The organism is Ruegeria sp. BHSC043 (assembly GCF_059612985.1).
The window spans coordinates 1-22,667 of the sequence record NZ_JBXWRS010000024.1; the positions used below are offsets into that span (position 1 = coordinate 1).

The 22,667-nt window shown below is 62.3% G+C and carries 25 protein-coding genes and 1 tRNA gene; 11 read left to right on the forward strand and 15 right to left on the reverse strand.

The annotated features are described in order from the left end of the window. Positions 1 to 312 precede the first annotated feature (312 nt). From msrQ to AC2FMM_RS17665, 7 genes are all read right to left on the reverse strand, one after another. Complete coding sequence (msrQ, locus tag AC2FMM_RS17635) at positions 313 to 927, reverse strand: protein-methionine-sulfoxide reductase heme-binding subunit MsrQ (protein WP_496742250.1); 615 nt, start codon at positions 925 to 927, stop codon at positions 313 to 315. Between the two features lie 4 nt (positions 928 to 931). Continuing rightward, positions 932 to 1,834 (reverse strand): protein-methionine-sulfoxide reductase catalytic subunit MsrP, encoded by a 903-nt coding sequence (gene msrP, locus AC2FMM_RS17640; RefSeq protein ID WP_496797283.1) that lies wholly within the window; start codon positions 1,832 to 1,834, stop codon positions 932 to 934. Between the two features lie 180 nt (positions 1,835 to 2,014). Further along, positions 2,015 to 4,633 (reverse strand): ATP-dependent chaperone ClpB, encoded by a 2,619-nt coding sequence (gene clpB / locus AC2FMM_RS17645; protein ID WP_496797284.1) that lies wholly within the window; start codon positions 4,631 to 4,633, stop codon positions 2,015 to 2,017. A 126-nt stretch (positions 4,634 to 4,759) separates the two neighbouring features. Then, positions 4,760 to 5,074 carry a hypothetical protein gene (locus AC2FMM_RS17650; protein ID WP_496684311.1) on the reverse strand — a complete coding sequence of 105 codons (315 nt, stop codon included), beginning with the start codon at positions 5,072 to 5,074 and terminating at the stop codon, positions 4,760 to 4,762. A 102-nt stretch (positions 5,075 to 5,176) separates the two neighbouring features. Further along, positions 5,177 to 5,314, reverse strand: coding sequence for a hypothetical protein (locus tag AC2FMM_RS17655; protein ID WP_496797285.1), 138 nt, complete (start codon positions 5,312 to 5,314; stop codon positions 5,177 to 5,179). A 24-nt stretch (positions 5,315 to 5,338) separates the two neighbouring features. Further along, a complete protein-coding gene (locus AC2FMM_RS17660; protein ID WP_496797293.1) occupies positions 5,339 to 5,509 on the reverse strand; it encodes a hypothetical protein in 171 nt (56 codons plus the stop codon). Then, positions 5,510 to 6,271, reverse strand: coding sequence for a tetratricopeptide repeat protein (locus AC2FMM_RS17665; protein ID WP_496797286.1), 762 nt, complete (start codon positions 6,269 to 6,271; stop codon positions 5,510 to 5,512). Positions 6,272 to 6,519: 248 nt separating this feature from the next. Here AC2FMM_RS17665 and pyrF point away from each other — a divergent pair, with 248 nt between their 5' ends. Both pyrF and AC2FMM_RS17675 read left to right on the forward strand, forming a co-directional pair. Then, positions 6,520 to 7,233 (forward strand): orotidine-5'-phosphate decarboxylase, encoded by a 714-nt coding sequence (gene pyrF / locus AC2FMM_RS17670; protein WP_496684303.1) that lies wholly within the window; start codon positions 6,520 to 6,522, stop codon positions 7,231 to 7,233. 359 nt (positions 7,234 to 7,592) lie between these two features. Further along, positions 7,593 to 8,846 (forward strand): DNA polymerase IV, encoded by a 1,254-nt coding sequence (locus AC2FMM_RS17675; RefSeq protein ID WP_496797287.1) that lies wholly within the window; start codon positions 7,593 to 7,595, stop codon positions 8,844 to 8,846. Here the strand turns inward: AC2FMM_RS17675 and AC2FMM_RS17680 are convergent, their stop codons facing one another. Then, positions 8,847 to 9,707 (reverse strand): N-formylglutamate amidohydrolase, encoded by an 861-nt coding sequence (locus AC2FMM_RS17680; RefSeq protein ID WP_496684297.1) that lies wholly within the window; start codon positions 9,705 to 9,707, stop codon positions 8,847 to 8,849. A gap of 148 nt (positions 9,708 to 9,855) precedes the next feature. On the opposite strand from AC2FMM_RS17680, the gene AC2FMM_RS17685 reads away from it, so the two are divergent. The 6 genes from AC2FMM_RS17685 (at position 9,856) to AC2FMM_RS17710 (ending at position 13,047) form a co-directional block, all read left to right on the forward strand. Then, positions 9,856 to 9,930, forward strand: a tRNA-Val gene (locus AC2FMM_RS17685). A gap of 81 nt (positions 9,931 to 10,011) precedes the next feature. Next, positions 10,012 to 10,137 (forward strand): type B 50S ribosomal protein L36, encoded by a 126-nt coding sequence (ykgO, locus tag AC2FMM_RS17690; protein ID WP_005648635.1) that lies wholly within the window; start codon positions 10,012 to 10,014, stop codon positions 10,135 to 10,137. A 223-nt stretch (positions 10,138 to 10,360) separates the two neighbouring features. After that, positions 10,361 to 10,756 carry a hypothetical protein gene (locus AC2FMM_RS17695; protein ID WP_496742243.1) on the forward strand — a complete coding sequence of 132 codons (396 nt, stop codon included), beginning with the start codon at positions 10,361 to 10,363 and terminating at the stop codon, positions 10,754 to 10,756. A 99-nt stretch (positions 10,757 to 10,855) separates the two neighbouring features. Next, positions 10,856 to 11,869, forward strand: a complete 1,014-nt coding sequence (locus AC2FMM_RS17700) for a Fe(3+) ABC transporter substrate-binding protein (RefSeq protein ID WP_496688184.1) — start codon at positions 10,856 to 10,858, stop codon at positions 11,867 to 11,869. Positions 11,870 to 11,977: 108 nt separating this feature from the next. Then, positions 11,978 to 12,532: a helix-turn-helix domain-containing protein gene (locus AC2FMM_RS17705; RefSeq protein ID WP_496681961.1), complete on the forward strand. Its 555-nt coding sequence runs from the start codon at positions 11,978 to 11,980 to the stop codon at positions 12,530 to 12,532. Continuing rightward, positions 12,529 to 13,047: a GNAT family N-acetyltransferase gene (locus AC2FMM_RS17710; RefSeq protein WP_496681960.1), complete on the forward strand. Its 519-nt coding sequence runs from the start codon at positions 12,529 to 12,531 to the stop codon at positions 13,045 to 13,047. The genes AC2FMM_RS17705 and AC2FMM_RS17710 overlap by 4 nt, the downstream gene beginning before the upstream one ends. On the opposite strand, the gene AC2FMM_RS17715 is transcribed toward AC2FMM_RS17710, so the two are convergent. The 4 genes from AC2FMM_RS17715 to AC2FMM_RS17730 all read right to left on the reverse strand — a co-directional run bounded on the left by AC2FMM_RS17715 (position 13,044) and on the right by AC2FMM_RS17730 (position 16,611). Further along, a complete protein-coding gene (locus AC2FMM_RS17715) occupies positions 13,044 to 13,682 on the reverse strand; it encodes an AAA family ATPase (protein ID WP_496797288.1) in 639 nt (212 codons plus the stop codon). The genes AC2FMM_RS17710 and AC2FMM_RS17715 overlap by 4 nt on opposite strands. After that, positions 13,679 to 14,455 carry an ATP-binding cassette domain-containing protein gene (locus AC2FMM_RS17720; protein WP_496681957.1) on the reverse strand — a complete coding sequence of 259 codons (777 nt, stop codon included), beginning with the start codon at positions 14,453 to 14,455 and terminating at the stop codon, positions 13,679 to 13,681. The genes AC2FMM_RS17715 and AC2FMM_RS17720 overlap by 4 nt, the downstream gene beginning before the upstream one ends. Beyond that, positions 14,455 to 15,528, reverse strand: a complete 1,074-nt coding sequence (locus AC2FMM_RS17725) for an ABC transporter permease (RefSeq protein ID WP_496681955.1) — start codon at positions 15,526 to 15,528, stop codon at positions 14,455 to 14,457. Before AC2FMM_RS17725 ends, AC2FMM_RS17720 begins: the two co-directional genes overlap by 1 nt. Before the next feature lie 114 nt (positions 15,529 to 15,642). Then, entirely contained in the window at positions 15,643 to 16,611 is a 969-nt protein-coding gene (locus AC2FMM_RS17730; RefSeq protein WP_496797289.1) for a sugar ABC transporter substrate-binding protein, read from the reverse strand. Positions 16,612 to 16,916: 305 nt separating this feature from the next. Between AC2FMM_RS17730 and AC2FMM_RS17735 the strand changes: the two genes are divergently transcribed. Beyond that, positions 16,917 to 18,041 (forward strand): ROK family transcriptional regulator, encoded by a 1,125-nt coding sequence (locus AC2FMM_RS17735; RefSeq protein WP_496797294.1) that lies wholly within the window; start codon positions 16,917 to 16,919, stop codon positions 18,039 to 18,041. Between the two features lie 51 nt (positions 18,042 to 18,092). Here the strand turns inward: AC2FMM_RS17735 and AC2FMM_RS17740 are convergent, their stop codons facing one another. Both AC2FMM_RS17740 and AC2FMM_RS17745 read right to left on the reverse strand, forming a co-directional pair. Then, a complete protein-coding gene (locus AC2FMM_RS17740) occupies positions 18,093 to 18,569 on the reverse strand; it encodes a GNAT family N-acetyltransferase (RefSeq protein ID WP_496681951.1) in 477 nt (158 codons plus the stop codon). Then, entirely contained in the window at positions 18,570 to 18,881 is a 312-nt protein-coding gene (locus tag AC2FMM_RS17745; protein WP_149777332.1) for an ETC complex I subunit, read from the reverse strand. It abuts the gene before it with no gap. A 160-nt stretch (positions 18,882 to 19,041) separates the two neighbouring features. On the opposite strand from AC2FMM_RS17745, the gene uvrB reads away from it, so the two are divergent. Next, positions 19,042 to 21,228, forward strand: coding sequence for an excinuclease ABC subunit UvrB (gene uvrB, locus AC2FMM_RS17750; RefSeq protein WP_496797290.1), 2,187 nt, complete (start codon positions 19,042 to 19,044; stop codon positions 21,226 to 21,228). Positions 21,229 to 21,231: 3 nt separating this feature from the next. Here the strand turns inward: uvrB and AC2FMM_RS17755 are convergent, their stop codons facing one another. After that, positions 21,232 to 22,029 carry a DUF3800 domain-containing protein gene (locus AC2FMM_RS17755; protein ID WP_496797291.1) on the reverse strand — a complete coding sequence of 266 codons (798 nt, stop codon included), beginning with the start codon at positions 22,027 to 22,029 and terminating at the stop codon, positions 21,232 to 21,234. Positions 22,030 to 22,223: 194 nt separating this feature from the next. On the opposite strand from AC2FMM_RS17755, the gene AC2FMM_RS17760 reads away from it, so the two are divergent. Continuing rightward, a partial coding sequence (locus AC2FMM_RS17760; protein ID WP_496797292.1) for an ORF6N domain-containing protein occupies positions 22,224 to 22,667 on the forward strand: 444 nt, incomplete at its 3' end.

Genomic DNA, 22,667 nt, shown 5'->3' on the forward strand with positions numbered 1-22,667 from the left:
AACAAATCCTCAAGATGCCCCAGTCTCTCCTGAGCGTCACAACCGTCTTTCCAGTCCGTCAGGCCGCCTCTCCAGCCCGTCACCACCGCCTCACCAGCGCCGGTGAAGGGGGTTCTAAGATTATCCAACCAAAGCCGCAAGGGGAAAATTCAATAATCCCTCAAAAAAGTTTCTTCCAAAGATTTCCGATTATATTTCAACACTTTAACTACACACCCCCGACCGTTCTGACCACCACACGCTCGCTGGTTCGCTCCGGACAGGACCCGCAAACCCGCAGTCCACAGGTTTACCCACAGACTCGGGCGCGAGTCAGGCGGAATCGGAGCTGCTTCGCGCGAACGGATAGCGTGGCACTGGCAGCCGCGACAGCAGAAGGAGGCAGATGACAAGCAGATACAGCAAAGGCTCGATCTGGAATCCCTTGGCCACCATCACATAGTGCAGACCGGCCAGAACGGCCGCCGGATAGACAAGACGATGCAGCTGGCGCCAGGCGGCTCCGAGACGGCGCACCGAGGCGTTGTTCGATGTCAGGCCCAACGGCAGCAATAGCACGAAGGCCGTCATTCCGATCGTGATATATGGCCGTTTCAGGATATCCGCCCAGATCTGCGCAGGCACCTGCACGTCCAGCACCAGCCAGACCAGCAGATGAAAGCTCGCATAACAGACGGTCAGAACGCCGATCGCCCGCCGGAACTTCATCAGGTTCAGCCCGGCCAGACGTCGCAGCGGCGACACTGCCAGTCCCAGGATCAGCAACTGGAGGGCCAGCTCGCCATATTCATGTTCCAGCGCCTCGATCGGCTCGACGCCTAGTCCACCAGTCAGCCCCAGATAGAACAGCCACGGCGCCGGCAGTAGGCCCAGCAGGTAAACCGCCCAGACCGGAACGCGACGCAGGAACTGGTTCAGCTTGCTCATGGCTTTAATAATACTCGGACAGATCCATTCCGTCATACAGGCTTGCGACGTCAGACTCGTAGCCATTGAACATCAGCGTTGGCTGACGCTTGGCAAACAATCCGCCGCCGATGACCCGCTCAGAGGCCTGGGACCAGCGGGGATGATCCACGGTCGGATTCACGTTGCTGTAGAACCCGTATTCACGCGGGTTGGCCATGTTCCAACTGGTTGGCGGCTCGACCTCGGTCAGGGTGATGCGTACAATCGATTTGATCGACTTGAAGCCATATTTCCAGGGAACCACCAGCCGCAGCGGCGCGCCATTCTGATTGGGGATCGGGCGGCCATAGATACCCGTCGCCATGATCGTCAGAGGGTGCATGGCCTCGTCCAGCCGCAAGCCCTCGCGATAGGGCCAGTCCAGAACCGGATAGGCAACGCCCGGCATCTCATCCGGACGCAGCGCGGTTTCGAAGGCCACGTATTTCGCCCCCTCCTGCACACCAACCATGTTCAGCAGATCGGCCAGCTCGAACCCGTTCCACGGCACGACCATCGACCAGGCCTCGACACAGCGGAACCGATAGATCCGCTCTTCGATCGTCATCTCGGACATTATATCCTGGAAGTCGTACTCCCCCGGACGGTCAACCAACCCGTCGATTGTCACGCTCCATGGTTCGGTCTTGAGGGCATGGGCGTATTTCGAAGGGTCGTCCTTGCGAGTTCCGAACTCATAGTAGTTGTTGTACGAGGTTATATCTTCCCAGCTGTTGGGCTCGGGCACGGCCTCGGCCTGCGCACGCCCGGCCATTGCAGCAAGGCCGGATCCGGCCAGCCCCGCCATCACCTGCCGGCGGTTCAGAAACGCCGCCCGAGGCGTTACGTCGGCATATGTCAAATTGTTGGTCCAGCGATGCGCCATCTTGGTCTCCGTTCCGTTTCAACCCCTGACCCGACCTAGCCCGGTCTTAGCACAGGACCAAGGCAACTTGCGTCACGATTGAGAGACGGGACTGTAACGAACCGGCCGCCCGCTGACGCCGGACCGACAAAATGGCCCGCCATCTCTGGCGGGCCTTTCCTGTTTTAACCAAGCCGCAGCTTAGTGCACGACGGCTTCGTCCGGGCGCGGGCGGTCGCTGGTGCCCAACCGGTCGCCGATGATCAGGCCATCGGGTCCGGCAGTCACCGGCACGGTATCGCCGTCCCGGATTTCGCCAGCCAGCAAAGCCTCGGCCAGCGGGTTCTGCAGGGCGCGCTGGATCACGCGCTTGAGCGGACGCGCCCCGAAGACCGGGTCGTAGCCTTCGTTGGCCAGCCATTCCTTGGCGGCCTCGTCCAGCTCCAGCCGGATCTTGCGCGCGGCAAGCCGCTTCTGCAGGCGGGCCAGCTGGATGTCGACGATCGCAGCCATATCCGATCGCTGAAGCCGATCGAAGATGATGGTCTCGTCCAGACGGTTCAGGAACTCGGGCCGGAAATGCGCCCGGACCGCGTCCATCACGTCGCGCTTGGCCTGCGCCGTGTTGGCGCCTTCGGGCAACTGGCTCAGCGCCTGCGACCCGAGGTTCGAGGTCAACACGATCAGCGTCTGCTTGAAGTCGACCGTGCGGCCCTGGCCATCGGTCAGGACACCATCGTCCAACACCTGCAACAGCACGTTGAACACGTCCGGATGCGCCTTCTCGACCTCGTCGAACAGCACCACCTGGTACGGCCGCCGACGGACGGCTTCGGTCAGAACGCCACCTTCCTCATATCCGACATAGCCCGGCGGTGCACCGATCAGGCGGGCGACGGCGTGTTTCTCCATGAATTCGGACATGTCGATCCGCACCATCGCGTGTTCGTCGTCGAACAGGTATTCGGCGACGGCCTTGGTCAGCTCGGTCTTACCCACACCGGTCGGGCCGAGGAACAGGAACGAGCCCAGCGGGCGATTCTCGTCGTTCAGACCGGCCCGGGCCCGGCGCACGGCATTGGCCACGGCGCGCACGGCCTCGTCCTGGCCGACCACGCGGGCATGCAGCGCTTCTTCCATGCGCAGCAGCTTTTCACGCTCGCCTTCCAGCATCTTCGAGGTCGGGATACCCGTCCAGCGTTCGACCACGGCCGCGATCTGTTCAGGGCGTACCGTTTCCTTGGCCATCACAGCGTTGCTTTCCTGGCTTTCAGCCTCGGCCAGCTTGCGCTCCAGCTCGGGGATCACGCCATAGGACAGCTCACCGGCCTTGGCCAGATTGCCCTCGCGCTTGGCGATCTCCAGCTCGGCGCGCGCCTTGTCCAGCTGTTCCTTCAGCTCGCGGGCGCTGGCAAGCTTGTCACGCTCGGCCTGCCACTGGGCAGTCAGCTCGGCGGATTTCTCCTTCAGCTCAGCCAGTTCCTTCTGCAAGGCCTCAAGCCGATCTTTCGAAGCCGCGTCATCTTCGAGCTTCAGTGCCTCTTCCTCGATCTGGAGCTGCAAGATCTGGCGATCCAGCTGGTCCAGCTCTTCGGGCTTGCTGTCCACTTCCATGCGCAGACGCGAGGCGGCCTCGTCCACGAGGTCGATTGCCTTGTCGGGCAGGAAGCGGTCGGTGATGTAGCGGTGCGACAAGGTCGCGGCCGACACCAGCGCCGAATCCGAGATGCGCACGCCGTGGTGCAGCTCGTATTTTTCCTTGATGCCACGCAGGATGCTGATCGTGTCCTCGACCGTGGGTTCCTGCACGTAGACGGGCTGGAACCGGCGGGCAAGGGCCGCGTCCTTCTCGACGTATTTGCGGTACTCGTCAAGCGTGGTGGCGCCGATGCAGTGCAGCTCGCCCCGCGCCAGCGCGGGCTTGATCAGGTTGGCCGCATCCATCGCGCCGTCGGTCTTGCCGGCACCCACCAGCGTGTGCATCTCGTCGATGAACAGGATGATCTCGCCAGCGGCCGCGGTGACCTCGTTCAGAACGGCCTTCAGACGTTCCTCGAACTCGCCACGGTATTTCGCACCAGCGATCAGGGCACCCATATCCAGCGCCAGCAGCTTCTTGTCCTTCAGCGATTCCGGCACGTCGCCGTTCACGATGCGGAGAGCCAGACCTTCGGCGATGGCGGTCTTACCCACACCGGGCTCACCGATCAGAACCGGGTTGTTCTTGGTCCGACGCGACAGAACCTGCATGGCGCGGCGGATTTCCTCGTCGCGGCCGATGATCGGGTCAATCTTGCCCTCGCGGGCGGCCTCGGTCAGGTCGCGGGCATATTTCTTCAGCGCGTCATAGCCTTCTTCGGCATTGGCGCTGTCGGCCGTGCGGCCCTTGCGGATGTCGTTGATCGCCTCGTTCAGCTTCTGGGCGGACACGGCACCGGCTTCCAGGGCCTCCTTGGCCTTGGACTTGACGATGCACAGCGCCATCAGCACACGCTCGACCGGCACGAAGCTGTCTCCGGCCTTCTTGGCGATCTTCTCGGCCTCGTCAAGAACCTTGGCGGTCTGGCCGTCCAGATAGACCTGGCCCGCGTCGCCGCTGACCTTCGGGATCTTCGCCAGGGCAACATCCAGCGCCTCGACCACACGCTCGGGCGCGCCGCCCGCACGTTTGATCAGGTTGCTGGCCAGCCCCTGATCATCGTCCATAAGTGCTTTCAGAATATGCTCGGGAGCCAATCTCTGGTGTCCCTCGCGCAGCGCAACAGTTTGCGCCGCCTGCACGAAGCCTCGTGCCCGCTCGGTGAACTTGTTCAAGTCCATCATTCTCTCCTTTTCCAAGCGCCCAAGGTTTTTGCGCCCGCTCGGCGGCACGCTTAGTTCTGGGCCTCATTAATCAATTTGGGAAATGCCCCTGCCGCTTCAAGAGGGTGGCGGGTGAAAAAACGCTCAGCCGCGGGGAATCGTATAGACGGTATAGCCGCCGGTTTCGGCCACCTGCTCGGCATCAAGCGTCTCGACCAGCGACTGCGCGGCGGCGCTGCCGGTGGGGCACGACACGAGGTCAGCGGTGTGGTCCAGGAAATTGCCGGTAAAGGCGGTTTCACCGGTCAACTGGCACCAGTCATCTTCGGACCGATAGCCGCGGACGAGATACAAATCGTCATTGGTCGGGGGCGGCGCAGCGCCTGTTTCGGTTTGCGGCGGCGTGTCGGCACAGGCGGCCAGCGTGGCCATGACGGCCAGCGGAACAAGGTGCTTCATGGTCTGTCCCTTCGGTGTAATTTTCGTTTCTGAATGGCGGCACCATAGCACAGTTGGGACAGCGCGGGGGAAACCACGCCCCCCCCTGGCCCGGTGCAGGGTTCAACCGCCTTCGATCTGCCGGATCACCTTTTGCGCCTCGTCATCGCCCTGCCCGGCCGCGAGGCGAAGAAACCTCAGCGCCTCTTCAACTTCGCCGATTTCATGGAGCAATCGGCCGAACTTGCGCTGCGACTTCATATCGCCGAGCTTCGCGGCCCTTCCTCAGAACACGAAGGCCGCTTCCATGTCCCGAGGCACGCCATCCCGCCCGTGATAGGTCAGAGACCCCAGATTGCGCAGCGTGATGACATTGTCCTGCTTGGCGGCCTGGAAATAATAGTCCAACGCCTGTTCGATGTCCTTGAAATAGCCGTTGTCGCCGGTTTCGTAGATTTAGCCCAAGCGCACCGCGGCATCGGTGCTCCCGTTTCGGGCCGCCATCTTCAGATAGTCGACCGCGCGCCGCATGTCGCGCGTGACATGCGTGCCTTCGCGGTAGAATGTGCCAAGCCGCAGCAGAGACTGCTCGTATCCGAGGAACGCGGCCCTTTCATAATAGTACAGCGCCTTGTCGAGGTCGGGCGCAACACCTTGCCCGTTCTCGTAGCCATACGCGACGTTGTGCATTCCCATCGGCAGACCGGTTTCGGCAGCCGCCATGTACCAGGCAAATGCGGTCACATCGTCCGCGGGAACGATCTTGCCATCGCCATAGAGCGTGGCGAGCGTGTTCATCGCCAGCCCGCTGCCCTCCATCGCGGCCAGCTCCGAGAACTCGAGCGCCATTTCCAGCTTGCCGCCCTTCATCAAAGCCCGGCCAAAAGCGGCGACGACCTCGGCATCGACATTCTGGTTTTTCAGCAGCAGATCGGCACAGATCGCCATCGCATTCTCGGCGTCCATGTCCGCCCATTCCACCCCGTCGAAAAGCGGCGACTGGCCCGGAACGGCGGCGGCCATCAGGCACTCATATTCTCCGTCCGAATAGTCGGGCTCGTATGGTGGATCGTCGGGGTCGGGTTCCGGCCGGGGCCGCAGGTCGGAGACCCGCAGGCGTCGTTGCGGTTCTTTGGGGGCGTCGACCTCGGCCGGCGCCAGGGCCCTCCGGTCAGCACTGCCAGCAGATCGCGCGCAAGTTGGGAATAGATCGAGCACTCCGCGTAGATCTCGGCAAAGCTTTGGATGGCTGCCGCCGACCTGCTGTCCTTGACATCCGCCCAGACCTGTCGGGTCTCGCCGCAATCCGTTTCACCGGCCCAGACTGCGCCCGCCCCGGCCAAAACAGCCGCTGAGGCGACCACACCCAACCGTATCATCCCGTATTTTCCTGCGTCTTTTCTTGTCTGATTGTGCCGCACGCTCTACAGAAGCGCCGATCCCGTCAAGCTTGAAAGGTCGAAACAATGCCCCAAACCGCCGATGACCGCCTGATCGTCGCCCTCGACGTCCCCAACGCGCTGGAAGGGCTGAAGCTGGCCGAGACGCTGGGCGACGCCGTTTCATTCTATAAGATCGGCCTGGGCATGCTGACCGGGGGCGGGCTGGCACTGGCCAACGAGCTAAAGCAGGAACATGGCAAGCGCATCTTTCTGGACATGAAGCTGTTCGACATCGGCAACACGGTCGAGAATGCCGTACGAGGGCTGGCGCAGTTCGATCTGGATTTCCTGACCGTCCATGGCGACCCCCACGTGGTGCGTGCCGCTAAGGAAGGCGCGGCAGGCAAGGATCTGAAGATTCTCGCGGTGACCATCCTCACCTCGCTGAACCGTGAAGATCTGGATGCCGGCATGATGAAGGCCGGCGACATGCAGGACATGGTGGTGGAGCGCGCGGCCCGCGCCTTCGAGGCCGGGGCCGACGGCGTGATCGCCAGCCCGCAGGAGGCCGCTCTGATCCGCGCCCTGCCCCAGTCCCAGGACCGACTGATCGTCACCCCTGGTGTGCGGCCCTCGGGGGCCGATCTGGGCGACCAGAAGCGGGTCGCCACCCCGGCCAGAGCGATCGCAGACGGGGCCGATCACATTGTGGTCGGACGACCGATCTATCGTGCCGAAGACCCCAAGGCGGCCGCGCGGTCAGTTCTTGAGGAACTGAAATCGGTGCCGCAGGTTTAAGCGCGGCACGCCTTCGCGCGGGGTCTTTTTCGCAGGAAGCGGCGCGCAACCGATTGACCTTGCGTCACTTTTCCCTCGTTCCGCGCCGAATTGTCCCTGTGCCCGAAAACACACATGCGAAACCTCGGTTTTGCCCGGAGCGTCAAAACCCTGTCAAAATAGGCATTTTCGCGCGATTATGGGCCAGAGACACTCCCCGACGGACTGCGACTTCCTGAGGTCCGTTACCTCCCCCCGCGCATCGGCGGGGGGTCTTCTTTCTCCTTCCGGAACTCTTCGGCCAACCGCTTTGATCTGGCGCGCGGGCTACGATAGGGTACAGCTTCTGGTTCATCGTCATGCTGCGCATGGAGAATGTGATGCCCGGTCTCTGCCGCGATTGCCTGACCCGTCTGGGTGACGAACGGCGCTGCCCAACCTGCGGCAGCCCGCGGGTTCTGCGCCATCCGGAACTTTTCGACCTGACCATTGCGCATATGGACTGCGACGCCTTCTATGCCTCGGTCGAAAAGCGTGACAACCCCGAGCTGGCCGACAAGCCGGTGATCATAGGCGGCGGGCGGCGCGGGGTGGTGTCCACCGCCTGCTACGTGGCGCGCATCCGCGGCGTGCGCTCGGCCATGCCGATGTTCCAGGCGCTGAAGCTGTGCCCCGACGCGGTGGTGATCAAGCCGCGCATGTCGGTCTATGCCGAGGTCTCGCGCCAGATCCGCACGATGATTGACGAGCTGACGCCGGACGTGGAGCCGCTGTCGCTGGACGAGGCCTTCATGGACCTGTCCGGCACCCAGCGCCTGCACGGCGCGCCGCCCGCGGTGATGCTGGCGCGGCTGGTCAGGCGAATGAAGGACGAGCTGGGCGTGACCGGCTCGATCGGGTTGTCGCACAACAAGTTCCTGGCCAAGGTGGCCTCGGACCTCGACAAGCCGCGCGGATTCTCGGTGATCGGCAAGGCCGAGACGGCGGATTTCCTGCATGACAAGCCGGTACGGTTGATCTGGGGGATCGGCCCGGCGGCTCAGGAGTCGCTGGAGCGGGCCGGCATCCGCACCTTCTCGGACCTGCTGCGTTGGGATCAAGAGGCGCTGACGGCACGGTTCGGCGCGATGGGCCATCGCCTGTGGCATCTGGCGCGCGGACAGGACAAGCGCCGGGTCTCGGCGCACACGCCGATGAAATCCATCAGCAACGAGACCACATTCTTCGAGGACACCTCCGACCCTGACATTCTGGACGGGCATCTGTGGCGGATGGCGGAAAAGGTGGCCGACCGCGCCAAGGCCAAGGGGCTGGCCGGGCGGGTGGTGACGCTCAAGCTGAAACGGGCCAACCACAAGATCCTGACGCGGCGCGTGTCGTTGCGCGACGCAACCCAGATGGCCGACCGGATCTATCGCACCGCGCGCGGCCTGTTCGATCAGGTCGGCGATCAGGGGCCGTACCGCCTGTTGGGTTGCGGCTTGTCAGATCTGTGTCCGGCGGAACAGGCCGATGCCTTGGGCGACCTGCTGGATCCCGGCGCCGCCCAGCGCAGCAAGGCCGAACGCGCTGCGGACGAGATCCGCCGCAAGTTCGGCAGCGATGCAATCGTGAAAGGGCGTGCGCTGCGCTAGCTATTCCGCGGCCAGACGCTCGGGCTGTGCCCCGATCCGGGCGATATCGGCGATCACCCGCGCCAGAACCGCGCGGAACGAGTCAAAGTCGGCGTTGGGTTCGATCGTAGATTCATCCATGTAGAGCGCGCGGTCGATCTCGATCTGTATGGCGTGCTGATTTCGCGCCGGACGGCCGTAGGTCTGCGTCACGTAGGCCCCCGCAAACGGCGTGTTGCGGACCACGGTCAGCCCGGCCGAGACAAAGGCCGCTTCGATCTGATCCACGATCACCCCCGAAGCCGACGCACCGAACCGGTCACCCAGTACAATCTCCGGGCGGCGCCCATGCGCGGTTCCGGCCAGGGCCACCGCCTCGTGCGGCATCGAGTGGCAGTCGACCAGAATCGCCTGCCCGAAGGAGCCGATCGATTCAGCCAGCAGTGATTTCAGCCGGGCGTGATAGGGCCGCCAATAGGTGTCGATGCGCAGACGGGCCTCATCCATGGTCAGCTTGCCGCTGTATATCGCGCGGCCATTTGCCACCACCCGGGGAATCACTCCCAACCCCGAGGCAACGCGCGGATTGTGCCCCGACCGGCGGGCACCCATGATCAAAGCCGGGTCAAGCTCGTCTGCGCTGCGGTTCAGATCCAGAAAGGCCCGTGGCATCTGCGCGGCGATCAGCGGCGCGCCGTGATCCGGGGCAGATGCAAAAAGCTGATCAACGAAGGCATCCTCGGACGAACGAATCACGTCGCGGTTCAGAATCGACCGCTCCAGGAAGGGCTGGGTATAGTTCCGGCCGCTGTGGGGCGAGGAAAACACCACGCACGAGCTGCGTTTCGCGGGCATTTCCAAAGCATATGCGGTGCTGTGCATGTCCACTCCCTCTTTCCGAACAACATAGACTGGAAAATTGTTCGACCAAACCCCTTGATCCCCTGCGCGACTCCTTTTATAGAGCGCTCCACCGGCGCGGGGTTCCGCGCCCCATTTCGTTCTGGGGCGGATCTCGCAAAGGGAAAGTGGGCGGTTAGCTCAGCGGTAGAGCACTTCGTTGACATCGAAGGGGTCACAAGTTCGATCCTTGTACCGCCCACCATCTGTTTCACTGTTTCGGGTCTGACCCGGGGCACCCGCTAACCCAGGCGCTGGCCCGCGCCGCAGGAACTGGAGATAGGCCATGAAGGTCAAGAACTCGCTCCGCTCGCTCAAGAACCGGCACCGCGACTGCCGGGTCGTGCGTCGCAAAGGCCGCGTCTACGTCATCAACAAGACGCAGCGCAAGTTCAAAGCCCGCCAGGGCTGAGGACGGCGAAACACCGTTTCAAGAAACCGCGCCTCTGGGCGCGGTTTTTTTGTGCTCGATCTTCCCCGCGGCCCCGCCCGAGCCCCTTCCGCACGAGCCATGTGATGCAACAGACCGCCATCGCGTAGGGGACTGAAGCGAACAACGCGAATCCTGCCTTTATCGGCCAGCCGATGCCCAACCGTTCGAGTGAAAAGACCATGCGCTCCGCCCGCTCCCGCAAATGTGGAACAACGCCGCGCATCCGCTCATCGGTCGTGAAACCGTCAAGATCCACGCTCATTGCAAGCAGTGCAAGATCAAGTGCGAAGTCGCGCCACCACGAAAAAAGGATGGTCAGACCGACGACGAGCAACAAGCCCCGGGTGAACCCGGTCGGAAAAAAGCGAGCAATCTGACGCAAAGCCAGACCGGCCCCGCGACAAGCCCGAAAAGCAACAGCAGCGTCACGGCTTCCAGCAACACTTCGACTATTTCGAGAGCCCTTCCGCCATTTGCGCCGAACCGACCTGACGCCGGCGCTTGCCGCTGTCCGGCGGAGCGGCTCTACCAATTGGCTCCGACATGGTTAACGAACTGGTTAACCCCCACGAGCGCCGCGGCATTTTTGACCAAGTAATTTTGTCAGATTTACTTGCATCTCGCCCGAAATCGTTTAATTGAGCAAATCAGTCGGGAAATACCCGCTCCTGAGATTCGACAACTGGGACCAACACAGATGAAAACCAAGCGCTTTATCGCCGCCGCCCTGTCGGCCCTGATCGCCGGATCGGCCGCCGCCGAAGGCGAGCTGAACCTGTACTCCTCGCGCCACTACGATACCGACGAGCGCCTCTACACCGATTTCGAAGAGGCCACCGGCATCAAGATCAACCGCATCGAAGGCAAGGCCGACGAGCTGATCGCACGGATGGAAGCCGAGGGCGCGAACTCGCCCGCCGACATCCTGCTGACCGTGGACACCTCGCGCCTAGCGCGGGCCAAGAACGCGGGCCTGCTGCAGGCGGTCAACAGCGACGTGCTGGAAGAGCGCATCCCCGCCAACCTACAGGACGAGGACAACCAGTGGTTCGGCTTCTCGCAGCGCGCGCGCATCATCTTCTACGACAAGAATGACGTGACCAACCCGCCGGCAACCTACCTGGACCTGGCGAATCCCGAATACAAGGGGCTGGTCTGCATCCGCTCGTCGACCAACACCTACAACCAGACGCTGCTGGCCTCGATCATCACCCATCACGGCGCCGAGAAGGCCAAGGAATGGGCCGCGGGCGTGGTCGCCAACATGGCGCGTGACCCGCAGGGCGGCGACACCGACCAGCTGCGCGGCATCGTCTCGGGTGAATGCGAGATCGCCGTGTCAAACTCCTACTACTTTGCACGCGCCCTGCGCAAAGACGTCAAGGGCCTGTCGGACAGCGTCGACATGATCGGCATCCAGTTCCCGTCGCAGGACGCGGAAGGCGCGCATATGAACCTGTCGGGCGCCGGTGTCGCGGCACATGCTCCGAACAAGGACGCCGCCATCAAGTTCCTGGAGTATCTCGCCAGCGATAAAGCGCAGGTCTATTTCTCGAACGGCAATGACGAATACCCCGCCGTTCCCGGCGCGCCGCTGGCCGAGAACGTGGCTGCTCTGGGTGAGTTCAAGGCCGACGACGTGAACCTGTCTGAAGTCGCCAAGAACATCCCCGAGGCCCAGAAGATCTTCAATGAGGTTGGCTGGAAGTAAGCCGCCATCATATCGAACAGTTCAAGGGGCGCGGCACACGCGCCCCTTTTTATTTTATTTATTTCTGTTACTTTTCTCACAATCGAAAATGTTTCCCGGATATGACCAATGCTTGACTGCTTGTCCAGCCGCCTCGCCCGCCACCTGAGCGACCTGCGCCGCAGTCGGGGCTGGTCGCTTGAACAACTCGCCCAGACCAGCGGGGTCAGCCGAGCCACTCTGTCTCGCATGGAGAAGGCCGAGGTCAGTCCGACAGCCGAGAATCTTGGCCGGTTGTGCGCAGCCTACGGACTGCCGATGTCGCGCCTGTTGATGATGGTCGAGGACAGCTTCGACCCCAAGGTTCCTTACGAACGGCAGATCGAGTGGCGCGACCCCGAAACCGGGTTCACGCGCCGTTCGGTGTCGCCGCCCTCGGCGGGGCTGACGGGCGAGGTCCTGGAATGTCACCTGCCGCCCGGCACCACGATCGCCTATGACGCGCCGCCACGACCCGGGCAGGAACACCACCTAGTCGTGCTGGATGGCGCGCTGACCCTGACGGTCGATGGCACGCCCCACGCGCTGAACGCGGGCGACTGCCTGCGCTATCACCTGTCCGGCGCAACCCGTTTTGAAACCGAGGCGTCCCGCGGCGCCCGCTACATTCTGGTGCTGATATGATTACACGCCTGACCGAAACGACTTTTGACCAGGCGGTGGATGATCTGGCGGATATCCTTTACGGCTGCGTGCATACCGGCGCCAGCATCGGGTTCATTCTGCCGTTTTCCCGCGACGCCGCGCGCGCCTATTGGCAGGAGCGCGTGCGCCCCGGGCTGTCAGCCGGAGAACTGGATCTTTTCGTAGCCCATGATGACGGACGCATCCAAGGGACGGTTCAGCTGATTCCGGCTGCGATGCCCAACCAACCGCACCGCGCCGATGTAGCCAAGCTGCTGGTGCATCCCGACGCACGGCGGCGCGGGCTGGGCCGCGCCTTGATGGGTGCCCTGCTAGAGCGCGCCACCGAACTTGGCCGAACCCTGTTGGTGCTGGACACGCGCAGCACTGACCCCTCGCGTATCCTGTACCAAAGCCTGGGGTTTAAAACTGCCGGAGAGATTCCCGGCTATTGCCGCAACCCGTTCGAGCCCGTGTTCGAACCAACCACCTACATGTACAAGGCGCTGGGCTAACGCAGCACTAGGTTGGCCGAGCCCGAGTTCTGCACCACGCGCCGGGCGTTGGGAATGTCATTGGCGAAGGCTCGGCGCTCGGCTTCTTCGCGAGGCAGGCCCAGCCCGATCCAACGGTCCAGCAAGCGCGCCTCCAGCGTGGGCAATGGCACGTCCAAAAACACGGTCAACGCCCACAGGTCGCGCAGATCGCGCCACCCCGGTTCGTCCAGCAGGAGATAATTTCCCTCTACGATCACCACCTTCTGGTCGCGGGTTACGAACGAACAGGCGGCGATGGACTTGTCGAGCACACGGTCGAACTCGGGCACAGCGACCTCGTCTTCGGCCTGGAGGCGGCGCAACAAGGCATGAAAGCCCGGCAGGTCGAATGTCTCGGGCGCACCCTTGCGCGGCAGCAGATCGCGCGCCGTCAGAATCTGGTTGTCATAGTGGAAACCATCCATCGACAGCAGACCGGTCGGAATGCCGCGCACCTGCAGCGCCTGTTGTGCAAGCGCGGCCACCGTGGATTTCCCCGCGCCCGGCGGCCCGGCCACGGCGACAAGCTGGCGCGTTTCACGGCCCGCCAGCCCGGCTGCGGCGTCGGCGATCCGCTCGGCCAGCGCCTGCGGCGATGACCCTGCAGCCGTCATGCCGCGCGATCCTGTTCCGGCGGCTCTTTGGCGCCCGTCATGAACGCCACGGCATCGGACATGGTGTAATCATTGGGGTCGATCACGCAGAGCCGCTTGCCCAACCGATGCACATGGATGCGGTCGGCCACTTCGAACACATGGGGCATGTTGTGGCTGATCAGAATGATCGGAATGCCACGCGATTTCACGTCTTGGATCAGCTCCAAAACCCTTCGGCTTTCCTTGACACCAAGCGCCGCGGTGGGTTCGTCGAGGATGATGACTTTGGATCCGAACGCCGCCGCCCGGGCCACGGCAACGCCCTGACGCTGTCCACCCGACAAGGTCTCGACCGCCTGGTTGATGTTCTGGATCGTCATCAGCCCCAGTTCGTTCAGCTTGTCGCGGGCGAACTTCTCCATCGCAGGGCGGTCGAGCATCCGGAACACCGAGCCCAAAGGACCCTTGCGCCGGATCTCGCGCCCCATGAACATGTTGTCGGTGATCGATAGGGCGGGCGACATGGCCAACGTCTGATAGACCGTTTCGATCCCGGCTTCGCGCGCGTCGATGGGCGAGTGGAAATCGACCTTGCGCCCTTCCAGCCAGATCTCGCCCTCATCCGGGGCGACGGCACCGGAAACCGCCTTGATCAAGGTCGATTTACCTGCGCCGTTGTCGCCGATCACGGCCAGGATTTCGCCCGGCATCAGGTCGAAATCGCAATGATCCAGCGCCGTGACCCTGCCATAGCGTTTGACCAAGTTGCGCCCTTTGAGAATGGGTTCCATCACGCTGCTACCTTTCTGATCCACTGGTCCACGGCCACGGCGGCGATGATCAGCATACCGATAAGAAGGAAGGTCCACTGCGCATCCGCGCCCAACAACCGCAGGCCGAGGGTGAACACGCCCACAATCAGCGCCCCGAACAACGAGCCCAGGATCGACCCGCGCCCCCCGAACAAAGAAATGCCTCCGATCACGACGGCGGTGATGCTTTCGATGTTGGCCAACTGCCCCGAAGTGGGCGAGACCGAGCCTATGCGCCCGATCAGCGCCCAGCCGGCAAAGGCGCAAATCAGCCCCGAAAGCATGTAGACCGACATCAGCGTTCGATGCACGTTCACGCCCGACAGCTCGGCTGCCTCGGGGTCGTCGCCCACGGCATAGACATGGCGGCCCCACGCGGTATGCCGCAGCGCATAGGCCAGCACCAGAATCAGCACCAGCATGAAGATCACTCCGACCGTGAACACCGCCCCGCCGACATTGATTTTGGCGCCGAACAGCTGAAGGATCGGGGCGTTGGCCTCGATTTCCTGCGACCGGATGGTTTCATTCTGTGAATACAGGAAGTTGGCGGCCAGTACGATCTGCCACATGCCCAGCGTCACGATGAAGGGCGGCAGCTTGACCCGGCTGACCAGGAATCCATTCACCGCGCCGATTGCGGTCCCGATGGCCAGACCGCACAGGATCGCCACCGTAGGCGGCAGCCCGTAGCGGAAAGTGAACTGGCCCATCACAACCGACGACATGACCATGATCGCGCCCACGCTCAGGTCGATCCCGGCTGTCAGGATCACGAGACTCTGGGCGGCGGCCACGATGCCGACGATCTGCACCTGCTGCAGGATCAGGGTCAGGGCAAAGGGCGAAAAGAACTTGGCGCCCAGCAAGACGCCGAAAATCAGGATCGCCGCCACCAAAACGATCAGCGGCACCAGCGACGGGTTCACATGTAGAAAGTGTTGGACCGTCCCCATGAACCCGCGGTGGTGATCTTCGAATTCGGCAACCTGTTCCGGGCTGCCTTTGGCTGCGGCTTCGAAATCGTCGGACTGTCTCGATGTGTCGGACATCAATGAGGTTCCCCCATGCGTCAAGCTCCCGTCTTGGGGCGACTCTAGCAAAATTTCGGGTGAGGTCGTGGTTCAATTCAGGGGCCGCAGCGCGCGGCCCCTGAAGGGATCAGATCAGCCCCAGCAGAGGTCCATGCCCTCTTTGACCGAGATCGACTCGACGCCATCGGCCGGCTTGTCCGTTACCAGCGCAACACCGGTGTCATAGAAATCTTTGCCGGGCGTGTTCTCGGGCTTCACGCCCTCGTCGGCCCATTTCTTGACCGCCTCGACGCCAAGCGACGCCATCAGCAGCGGGTATTGCTGCGAGGTAGCGCCGATCACACCGTCGGCCACGTTCTGCACACCGGGGCAGCCGCCGTCGACCGAAACGATCAGCACATCGTTTTCGCGGCCGATGGCCTTGAGCGCCTCATACGCACCGGCGGCAGCCGGTTCGTTGATCGTGTAGACCACATTGACCATCGGATCCTTGGCCAGAAGGTTCTCCATGGCCTTGCGGCCGCCCTCTTCGTTCCCGGCGGTGACGTCATGGCCCACGATGCGCGGGTCGGTCTCGTCGCCCCATTTGTTCGGGTCGCCCAGGTCAATGCCGAACCCCTGCAGGAAGCCTTGGTCGCGCAGCACCCCGACCGAGGGCTGGCTGACTGCCAGGTCCAGCATGGCGATCTTGGCGTTCTGGGCTTCGTCCCCCAGTGTGGCTGCGGCCCATTTGCCGATCAGCTCGCCGGCCAGAAAGTTGTCGGTGGCAAAGGTTGCATCCGCCGCGTCGATCGGCTCCAGCGGTGTATCCAGCGCGATGACCAGCACACCCGCGTCGCGCGCCTGCTGGACGGCCGGGACGATCGACGAGGTATCGGATGCGGTCAAGAGGATACCCTTGGCGCCATCCAGAATGCAGGTCTCGATCGCCTGCACCTGAGTTTCATGGTCGCCGTCGATCTTGCCGGCAAACGCCTTGAGCGTCATGCCCAGCTCTTCGGCCTTGGCGGTGGCTCCCTCTTTCATCTTCACGAAGAAGGGGTTGGTGTCGGTTTTGGTGATCAGACAGACCGTGTCCTGCGCGGCGGCAGCGCTCGCCATGGCTGTCAGGGCCAACGCGGTCGCGCCAGCAAATGCTGAAATTTTCAAAGCTTTTCCTCCCGTTATCTCCGACGCCCGCAGACGTCTTGGGCAAGCGGGCGAAATTCGATCCGCTCCCATGGGCAAAACCATCAAGCAATTCCCGATTCCTGTCAATAATTAAATCACTCTTAATTATTATTGACACCCCACGGCCCACACCACATTCTTGCGGGAACAAGGAGCACCCCGTGACCGAGAAACCCGCAATCGAGACCGGCCCCTCGCACCGCCCGTCAAACGTGCGCGGGACCAACCAAAGCGGCATGCGCGCGCGCAATGAAAAACTGGTTTTGTCGCTGGTCCGGCGCCATCAGGCGCTGGCCAAGTCAGAATTGGCGCGCATGGCCGGCCTATCGGCGCAAACCGTCTCGGTCATCATGCGGCAGTTGGAAAGCGACGGGCTGCTGTTGCGCGGCGAGCCGCAACGAGGCAAGGTCGGACAGCCTTCGGTGCCGATGCGATTGAACCCGGACGGTGCCTATTTCCTGGGCCTGAAGGTCGGGCGCCGCAGCTCGGAGATGGTGCTGACCGATTTCCTGGGGCGGGTTCGCGACCGGTCCCGCACCACTTATGACTACCCCACCCCGCAGCAGACGCTCGATTTCGCAGTCCGGTCCCTGACCCACATGACAGAGGCGCTGTCCGAACCCGCACGCGCGCGAGTGGCAGGCTTGGGCATCGCCATGCCCTTTTACCTGTGGGACTGGGCACAGATCCTGCAGGTCCCGCAGGAAAAGATGGACCCGTGGCGCATGGCCGACCTGCGGGCCAGCCTTTCGGACATCTGCGATGTTCCGGTCTATGCCCAAAATGACGCGACGGCCGCCTGCGGCGCGGAACTGGTATTCGGCCCAACCGAAGGACCGCGGGATTTCCTTTATTTCTATGTCGGCTATTTCGTCGGCGGCGGCGTTGTGTTGAACGGGTCCATCTTTGCCGGCCGGGGAAACGCCGGCGCGTTGGGGCCGATGCCGGTCTCCGTCGGGTCGGGGCAAGTACTACCCCTGATCGAGGTGGCCAGCCTGTATGTCCTCGAACGCGCGTTGGCGGCCTCTGGTTGCGACGCATCAGGCCTGTGGCATTCGCCCGAGCGCTGGACCATTCCCGCCGACCTGCTCGAGCTGTGGCTGAACCGGGCGGCACAGGGTCTGGCCCATGCCATCCTGTCCAGTTGTAGCCTGATCGATTTCGAGTGCGTCAAGATCGACGGCTGGATGCCGAATGCGGTCAAGTCCCGGCTGATTACGTTGGTTCGGGACCGCCTGTCCCGGCTGAACCTGACCGGGCTGGAAGCACCGTCGATTTCGGCCGGCTCGGTCGGACCGGACGCCCGCGCGTTGGGCGCCGCCAGCCTGCCATTGTCGGACCGATATCTGGTCGAGACGTGAAGCGGCCCTTGAACATGGGCTGTCGAATATGTCGTCGGGTCACCTGGCCGATCAGGACCGGGGCACAAGATCCAAACGCATGAATGCGCTGTTGGGATCGTGATGATATCCAAAGATTGGGCCGCAATAGCCGTAGCCCAACGCCTCGTACAGTTTGCGAGCAGCGTCATAGTCCGGAAGATGCGCCGCGCCGGTTTCCAGAACAAGCGCTGCAAAGCCTTCTGACCGGGCGATTTCAGCCAGATGCTCCATCATCCGGCGGGCCAGCCCCCGGCCCCGCGCCTGCGGCAGCACATGCACCGATTTGACCTCGGCCGTGCCATCGGGCAGCGCCTTGAGCGCCCCGCAGCCCAGCACCTGATCGTCCTCTAGGATCGCCCAGAACCGGATGTCCGGCGCGGTCAATGCATCAGGTTGCAGCGTATGATTGCTCTCTGCAGGGCCGGCCCACCGGCTGTGCGCGACATGGGCCTCTACCACCGGACGCAATGCATCCGATGTCGGATCGGCCGGACAAATCCGGATCACTCAGTGGGTCCAGGGGCCGCGCCGGTCGGTGGCAAAGTTTTCGCCATATCCGCGCGGGCGGATATTGGGTTTGCGCTTGTGGGGCTCGACGACCTGCGCGTCGATGCCGTGTTCCCGCGCATAGTGCAGCGCCTCTTCCTTGGTGTCGAACCGCAGGCGCACCTGGGTCTGGGTGTCGCTGGAAGATGTCCAGCCCATCAGCGGATCGACCTCGCGCGCCGAGGCCGGGGCGTATTCCAGAACCCATTTGCGGGTCTTGGCCATTCCCGACGTCATTGCGTTTCGGGCAGGCTGGTAAATCCGTGCGCGCATGTCGCCTCTCCATACTCGGGTTGTCGCGCCCGTTTATGCGTCAGAGCGCGGGCGGCGACAAGATTGCAATTGCCGCAGGGCGATGCAAATGACCCGCCCGGCGGGGGTTGCATGCGGACAAAATAAGAACAAATGTAAGGGGCCGAAGCGGAGCCTGCCCATGCCCTATGCTCATTCCGACAAGACCCAGCTGACTGCCGACGACGTGCGCACCCGCCTGAAGCTTGAGGGCGGCAAGCGTTTCGTGATGCACACCGAATTCGCCCCTGCAGGCGACCAACCCACCGCGATCAGGGAACTGGCGCAGGGCATTCTGGACGGCGAGCGCAACCAGGTGCTGCTGGGCGCCACCGGCACCGGCAAGACCTTCACCATGGCCAAGGTGATCGAGGAAACCCAGCGCCCCGCCATCATCCTCGCCCCCAACAAGACGCTGGCGGCGCAGCTCTATGGCGAGTTCAAGGGCTTCTTCCCGGACAATGCGGTCGAATATTTCGTCTCGTACTACGACTACTACCAGCCCGAAGCCTATGTGCCGCGCAGCGATACCTATATCGAAAAGGAATCGCAGATCAACGAACAGATCGACCGGATGCGCCACTCGGCCACCCGGGCGCTGCTGGAACGCGACGACGTGATCATCGTGGCCTCGGTCTCGTGCATCTATGGCATCGGCTCGGTCGAGACCTACGGGGCGATGACGCAGGATCTGAAGGTCGGGAACGAATACGACCAGCGGCAGGTGATGGCCGATCTGGTGGCCCAGCAATACCGCCGCAACGATCAGGCCTTCCAGCGCGGCAGCTTCCGGGTGCGGGGCGATTCCCTGGAAATCTGGCCCGCCCACCTGGAAGACCGGGCCTGGAAACTCTCGTTCTTCGGCGAAGAACTGGAGGCCATCACCGAATTCGACCCCCTGACCGGCGAGCGCACCGACACGATGGAGCAGATCCGCGTCTATGCGAACTCGCACTACGTCACGCCCAAGCCGACGATGCAGCAGGCGATCCTTGGCATCAAAAAGGAATTGCGCCAGCGCCTCGACCAACTGGTGGGCGAGGGCAAACTGCTGGAAGCACAGCGGCTGGAGCAGCGCACCAATTTCGACCTCGAGATGCTCGAGGCGACCGGCGTCTGCAACGGGATCGAGAACTATTCCCGCTACCTCACCGGCCGCGCGCCGGGCGAGCCGCCGCCGACCCTGTTCGAATTCATCCCCGACAACGCCATCGTCTTTGCCGATGAATCCCACGTCAGCGTACCGCAGATCGGCGGCATGTATCGCGGCGACTACCGGCGCAAGTTCACGCTGGCGGAACACGGGTTCCGCCTGCCCTCCTGCATGGACAACCGTCCCCTCAAGTTCGAGGAATGGGACGCCATGCGCCCGCAATCCATCTTCGTCAGCGCCACCCCCGCGGCGTGGGAGCTGGAACAGACCGGCGGCGTTTTCACCGAACAGGTGATCCGCCCAACGGGCCTCTTGGATCCCGAGGTCGAAATCCGCCCCGTCGAAATGCAGGTCGACGACCTTCTGGACGAGGTGCGCAAGGTCTCGGCCAAGGGCTATCGCACGCTGGTGACGACGCTGACCAAACGCATGGCCGAAGACCTGACCGAATACATGCACGAACAGGGCATCAAGGTCCGCTACATGCATTCCGACATCGACACGATCGAGCGGATCGAGATCCTGCGCGACCTGCGGCTAGGGGCCTTCGACGTGCTGGTGGGCATCAACCTGCTGCGCGAAGGGCTGGACATCCCTGAATGCGGTCTGGTCGCCATTCTGGACGCGGACAAAGAGGGCTTCCTGCGCTCGGAAACCTCGCTGATCCAGACCATCGGCCGCGCCGCCCGCAACGCCGAGGGCCGCGTGATCATGTATGCCGACCGCATCACCGGCAGCATGGAGCGCGCGCTGGAGGAAACCAACCGCCGCCGCGCCAAGCAGATCGCCTATAACGAGGAACACGGCATCACGCCCGAGACGGTGAAGAAGAATGTCGAGGACGTTCTGGCCGGTCTCTATGCTGGCGACGTGGACATGAACCGCGTCACCGCCACCATCGACAAGCCGATGCACGGCGCCAACCTCGAGGCCCATCTGGACGGGTTGCGCGAGCAGATGCGCAAGGCAGCCGAGAACCTGGAATTCGAAGAAGCCGCCCGCATCCGCGACGAAATCAAGCGTCTGGAAGCGGTCGATCTGGCCGTCGCCGACGACCCCATGGCGCGGCAGTGGGCGGTCGAGAAGGCCTCGGAAGACGCGGTTCGCTCGCAGGGGCGGTCAACGGCCGGACGGCCGGGGCAGCGGGGTGGGAATGTGAAGCGTAAGCGGCGGTGAGTCTTACTTGCGCATCGGCGCTGCTTTGATCGAACGAAAAAGACCTTCTATGTCTGAGTCGAGTTTTAATTGCTCAAGCGTATGTATTGTCTTTAAGCCGTTCCCCAAAATCTTCCCCGCTTCATCAGCACCAAACCTCTTGCTGAGTTCAACAAAGTATCTTGGTTCTGGGATGCTAAAGTTCTTGGGTGTCTTGTTTGCGCATTGGTAAACCGCGTATGCGGCCAAGTCAGCATACTTCAAGAGAGGTTCTTCCTCTTTTGATCTCGTTGTTATCGCAAAGGGATTAAACACTCGAAGATACTTAGCATCCGAGTGCATTGGATTGTCTTTTATCTTGCCAATGTAGCGTCTCATTGCGTCGTAGTCGTGGTTTCGAGTTTCGAAAATCACTGTTGGCGGCTCGTTTCCAAAACCGCGATTGAGAAGGTATTTCCCGACTCGCTCCAATAAGTAGACGGCACACTTATTGTAGAACTTTTGCGGGTCTTTTTGAATTCGGTTTGAATATGCACCCAGCGTTGCTTTGTTAGAAACTACCGCAAAATACCGTAAGTTGACTTCGACGCTTTTGCGCGACCAATAAACCGTTTGGCTATGCGAGAGATCAGTTGCGTGTCGCCATTTCTTTCCCAGATCAGAATTCACCGAATCCAGTACACGCCTTGCGTCAATTGCAACCGCTCTGGGCATGACAGCAGCAGCAAGCACAAAGTATGGGGAAGATCCGCCCTTCTTTCCATCACGAATTTTGGCTATTCCGGACTCGCCGCTTTCATCGATGTAAATAAAGCAACTCAATGAGATAACTCTGAAAAAAGAATGTTTGGTTATTCAATAGTGAACCTAATGAGCCATTCGTAAGTCGACAAGTATGTGTCAACGGATAAGTTGGCAATCGAACTAAGCCTGCCATCACCCCTCACTCTACCCTTGCCACTCACCTCCCCCTCCCCCACGCTTGAAATCACAAATTGTGATTCCAAACGGGTGCCATGACGAACACCAAGAACCTGCCCTCCACGCATGAGGTCCAAAGCGCCATTCACCGGGTGCGCGGCACCCGCGTGGTGCTGGCCGAGGATCTGGCACGGTTCTACGGAAAATCCGTCAGCGCCTTCAATCAGGCCGTCTCGCGCAACAAGGACCTGTTCGAGGGCTACCGCTTTCAGCTGACCGATGCCGAGGTGGCCGATTTGATATCACGGAATGTGATTTCAAAGCCCAAAGGCCGCGGTGGGCGGCGGGTCAATCCGTGGGTCTATACCGATTACGGCGTGGCCATCGCCTCGACCCTGTTCAAGGACCCGCGTGCGATCAAGATTACCCGCATGATCACCGAGGCCTTCGTCGACGGCGCCAACGCCCTGGCTGAAACCCCACACAGCGCGCCCGAGATCCTGCCGCCCGAAGGCACTCCCGCCCCGCTGCTGCCCAAT